The sequence below is a fragment of the Streptomyces sp. NPDC043952 genome (genome assembly GCF_056435325.1).
The window spans coordinates 1-1,293 of sequence record NZ_JBWKES010000079.1; the positions used below are offsets into that span (position 1 = coordinate 1).

At 70.8% G+C, this 1,293-nt stretch carries 1 protein-coding gene; it reads right to left on the minus strand.

Features of this window, described 5'->3' with window-relative positions; translation table 11 throughout:
* Nucleotides 1-330: 330 nt before the first annotated feature.
* Entirely contained in the window at nt 331-1,128 is a 798-nt protein-coding gene (locus tag AC069R_RS34075; protein ID WP_478770564.1) for a TSUP family transporter, read from the minus strand.
* Nucleotides 1,129-1,293: the final 165 nt, after the last annotated feature.

Consider the following 1,293-nt stretch of genomic DNA (forward strand, 5'->3'; position numbering starts at 1 on the left):
GAGGTACGCGACGACATCCACGAAGCCTTCCTCACCCTGGGATGCGCACTCATCTGCTGGCGACGCCTGAAGTCATTGCGTTAGGAGTTCTAAGAAGCCCGTGTCGTCCAGGGCCAGGGCCAGGACGTCGTCACGATCGCCGAGGTTGCCGACCACGTTCCGACGCACATGGCCGTAGGCCCTCCTTCAGGCCGCGACCGCGTCTTCCTCGCCTTCGGCCGGCTGCTCCCGGCCGACCCGGACCGCTTCGCCCAGGGCCTGACGGTCAAGCGGGCGCTGTGCGCCGACGGCTGGGGAGCCGCGCCGCAGGTGTCCGCCACGCCCCGGAGATCACGGAAGGCGGAACAGCATGACCGTGAGAACGAGGGCCAGCAGGGCGATGTAGCCCCACGCGTGGACCCGGTCTGCGATACGGGGCGGCCTGCGGCGCAGCAGGACGACGACGGGCACGGCTCCCAGCAGGAGCAGTGCGACGGCCCCGAGGTCGACCGAACCGGCGGCGAGCAGCAGCGCACCGGTGCCCGCGGGGGCCGTCGTCAGGAAGAGTGCGCAGGCGGGGGCGCTGATGCAGAAGGTGAGGGGATTGGCGAGCGCGGTGGCGGCAGCCATCGGCAGCCCGGAGCGGCGCAGCAGCGGCACCGTCAGCACGCTGCCGCCGACGCCGAGGAACGAAGCCACCGAGCCGATCGGCACGCCGAGCACGGCGGGGACCGCGATCGTCCCGTCCCCGGCCGGGCCGCCGCGCGCGGGACGCAGGAACCCCGGCCGTACGAGTACGTCCACGAGGGTGGCGGCCAGGTAGAGGACGAAGCCCCAGGTGATCAGCCCCGGCGGTGCGAACACCGCCGCAAGAGCCCCGGCGAGTCCTCCGGCGCCGAGCAGTGCCAGCAACGGGAGGCGGTGCCGCAGGCCGGTCAGCAGTGGTCTCGGCGTGGCGGCGGTGGCGACGGCCGCGTTGACGACCATGACGAGGGAGGAGGTCGCCACGGCGACCGTCGAGGCGGTCGGCCCTGCGGCGGCGTCGGCCCAGACGACGACCGGAACGGTGACGAAGCCGCCGCCGAACCCGAAGAGGACGGTGGTCAGCCCGGTCAGGACGCCGATGGCGAGAAGGAGTACGACAGTCACCCGGTCAAGTTCACCGGGCGATCCGGGTACCGACAATCGAAGGAAGAACCGATACTTTCGAGTTTCGGCCCTAGGTGTTCTGTCCGGGGAGGTTGTGGACGGGTGAGCCAGGTCTCGGCTGAGGGATCTTGAACAGGTGAGGGCCTTCCGGTTCGGTGTGGATTG